The 3,324-nt window shown below is 44.7% G+C and carries 2 protein-coding genes; both read left to right on the top strand.

Annotated features, from left to right (window positions below; all coding sequences use genetic code 11):
* Nucleotides 1–205 precede the first annotated feature (205 nt).
* On the top strand, nucleotides 206–1,075 hold the full coding sequence (locus QZ938_RS32850; protein ID WP_293356536.1) for a Uma2 family endonuclease: 870 nt from the start codon (nucleotides 206–208) through the stop codon (nucleotides 1,073–1,075).
* A gap of 182 nt (nucleotides 1,076–1,257) precedes the next feature.
* Complete coding sequence (locus QZ938_RS32845; RefSeq protein WP_293356539.1) at nucleotides 1,258–3,126, top strand: tetratricopeptide repeat protein; 1,869 nt, start codon at nucleotides 1,258–1,260, stop codon at nucleotides 3,124–3,126.
* Nucleotides 3,127–3,324 lie beyond the last annotated feature (198 nt).

Genomic DNA, 3,324 nt, shown 5'->3' with positions numbered 1-3,324 from the left:
TTGATTTATCTAGTTCAGATAAACCTGTTAAATGCCTCGCATGATGTCAGTCAATAGCCTTCATAGCCTTGATTTAACCTCTCGACAATTAATCCACCCTGCTTATTAAGGGGGGTTAGGGGGGATCGGAGTCTATGCAGCAGTCAACAATCATTCCGGTACAATCGGAATTGATATCACATCTCGCAGGGATATTTGTATAACCATGTACATACCAGATTCGCAATCTTCCCAAGCAAAAGCGTTGCCGACGATGTACGATCTACCTAGTGAAGACCCCGATGATACTGGGTTTGACGAATATCATCGATGGCAAGCACAACTTTTGTCTGCTAGCTGCATTCCCCCTAATTATCCAGTCGATCGCACATTTTCAGCCAGCGATCTCAATCTATACTACGACTCTAACCATCCCAATTGGTACAAAAGACCCGATTGGTATTTAGTTGTGGGCGTTTCGAGATTTTACCAAGACAGAGACTTGCGCCAAAGTTACGTCATTTGGGACGAAGCAGTCAATCCTTTAATTGCGATCGAATTCCTATCACCAAGTACGGAAGATGAAGATTTGGGGCTGACAGAATCGGCACCAAACAAACCACCGACTAAGTGGCAGGTTTACGAGAGAATTTTGCGGATTCCCTATTACTTTGTTTTTAGCAAATACAACAATCAATTGAGAGTATTTCGCTTGATTGGCAACCGTTACCGCGAACAAGTGTTAACCGGTTCTCGATTCTGGATACCGGAAATACAGTTAAGTTTGGGTTTGTGGCAAGGTGCTTTCCTGCAAAATCAAAGATTGTGGCTGCGCTGGTACGATATTAATGGGAATTTGATTCTGACTCCTGAAGAATTTGCAAGACAGCGAGCTCAATTGGAAAGCCAACGAGCCGAATTGGAATGCCAACGAGCTGAGTTTGAAAGGCAGCAAGCTGAAATTGAAAGGCAGCAAGCTGAATCTGAAAGGCAACGTGCTGAATCTGAAAGGCAACGTGCTGAATCTGAAAGGGAGCGAGCCAATCGTTTAGCCGATCGCCTCCGAGTAATGGGCATTAATCCAGATGAACTGTAAAATTTAATATAGGACTTGCTCTGTCATCCGACAGTAAAATTAGTTTGTAGTAAGGAATGCAAGTCCTTCACTGCTGAGGACTAAAGTCCTCACTACAAACATTCTTTTAAACTGTAAGATGAAATACTAGCGTCAAATGCTGCTAGCACTGCCCATAAAAATTTATTAACTAAAAATAACTTATGCCAGAACCTACTTCATTGCGCGATCGCTACCTAGCACTGATCGATAAAATTGTCGAAATCACCCTCAAAGGTCAAATTCGCTCGAAAGAACAAGTATATCAAATGTTGGTGCAAGACATTGGCACCGGCACTGGCGAAATCTTTGAACGCTGTTTTGGCGAACGCCTCGATGCCACCGACAACCTGCTCCGAAATGAAAAGGACGAAATCAAACAAGCCAAGGCAAATCGCAGCCTCAGAGCGCTCAAAACTATCCAAGGAGAATGGGAACGCTGGCAGAAGGATAACCGCGTCGATCGCGAAATCGCATCTTCCATCCAACAAATCCTTGCCGCCGAATCTAACGGCCGCCTCCTGGCAATATTGCAAATAATTGATCCCAATAAAGAACATCCGCTGACTCTCGATCAATTGCAGCAATTGTCAAAATCTGTTCACCAACAAATGCTGCAAACTACCAATCCCGAAACCGAACGAGATTTGCAGCAAATCACAGCCGGGATTGCTAAAGGTTTAGAATCTTGGCAGCGCTTGGAACCGGAACTCGTCGGCTGGATTTATCAGCCGCAGCAGCTAGGATTCGCCGGCAGTCCCGAACAAAATGGGCCTTGGGCTTTTTGGGCTAAAAAAGTTAATAGTGCCTTTGTTAATGCTCTTTTACAGACTATTGCCAGGGGTGATTCTATCGTTGAATTTGCAGCCAAGCAGTCTAATGTAGAATTAGGTACGCTGCTGGAATTGGCGATAATTTTGCAGTGTTTGCAACGGGCTTTGGTAACATGGTTCGACAAGCAAGTTTATGATTCCAAGGTGTCCACAAAAGCTTCGATTTCTACTTATATTACTTTTTCGGTAATTTGGAGTCAGCTAGCTAGTGGATTTAATAATTCTACGAAGAGCGGCGAACAGTTGGCAAATGCTTGTTTTCAGGTGACTTTGCAAATTTTACGCACTTTTTCTCAGCGGGAATACTTTCCGCTTTACGGCGGGATTTTTGCTTCGTTTGATGGTAAAGCTTTGCGGCATACTTTGGATTATTTAGATGAACCGCTGCGGCGTGTTGAAGGTACTCAAGCGAAGGCTCGAATTCTGACGCTTTTGGGTTATTCTATGCAGGCGGCTGGGGCTTACGAACGATCGATCTTACTGCACAAGCAATCCCTGGAAATTGCCCGCGCCGAAGGAGATAAAGCCTGCGAAGTCGCCAATCTTAATCATATCAGCCGCAATTATGTTGCTCAAAAAAATTATCAGGAAGCGATTAATTACAGCCAACGGGCTTTGATTATGGCACGGCAGGCGGGAGAGCGGCAAGGTGAGGCGAACGCGCTGGCTAATTTGGGCTACAGCGAGGTGTTCCAGGCGCGGCAGTTGGAGGAGGTGGAACCGGAGGTTTACGAAAGCGCTATTAGTTATTTGGAACAAGGTTTGTTATTGTCGGAGAAATTGGGCGATCGCCAAAGTCAAGCTTTTTGCTCTAGCAGCCTCGGTATTGCTAAAATTGCTCTGGAAAATGCTGCTGGTGCGATCGAGTATTTGGTTAAAGGTTGGCAAGCTGCTCAATTTTCCGGCGACTTATATCTCCAAGGTCTCAATTTGGCTTATTTAGCTCAAGCTTATTACAGTCTGAATCAACTAGAACAAGCAATTTTTGCGGGCTGTTTGGGGATGTATACTTTGGAGCAAATTGGGGCGATGGAATGGCGACAATCGGCTGGTTTGCTGACTATTTTGCGCGGACAAATGGGGGCGGAATCTTTTAAACAGTCTTTAGCCAAAAGTCGATCCCGCATCATGCCAGTAATTGGTGTTGATGGCTACGATTATATTCCGGAATTGTTGGAAAAATACCAGCAATCTATTTGATATCAAAATTACTCGACGGTTGAAACTCGGCGGTTGAAACTCGGCGGTTGAAACCGCTACTACACAAACGATGTCGGGAGCATCCCGGTTATGTAAATATCGGAATAACAATAGTCCGGACAGTTTTCAATGACCAACGGTAGAATGGGGGTTCTGGGTTCCAGCCTCTGTGAAATATTAACGGTAGAATGAGGCTTT

The sequence above is a fragment of the Microcoleus sp. CAWBG27 genome, assembly GCF_020883145.1.
Lineage (GTDB): Bacteria > Cyanobacteriota > Cyanobacteriia > Cyanobacteriales > Microcoleaceae > Microcoleus.
The sequence above is the reverse complement of the archived record's forward strand: the minus strand, read 5'-3'. Positions and strand labels throughout refer to the sequence as shown.

Excerpts from the sequence above, each read along its gene's own strand:
- QZ938_RS32850 (WP_293356536.1), top strand. The coding sequence starts at position 206 with ATGTACATACCAGATTCGCAATCTTCCCAAGCAAAAGCGTTGCCGACG.
- QZ938_RS32845 (WP_293356539.1), top strand. The coding sequence starts at position 1,258 with ATGCCAGAACCTACTTCATTGCGCGATCGCTACCTAGCACTGATCGAT.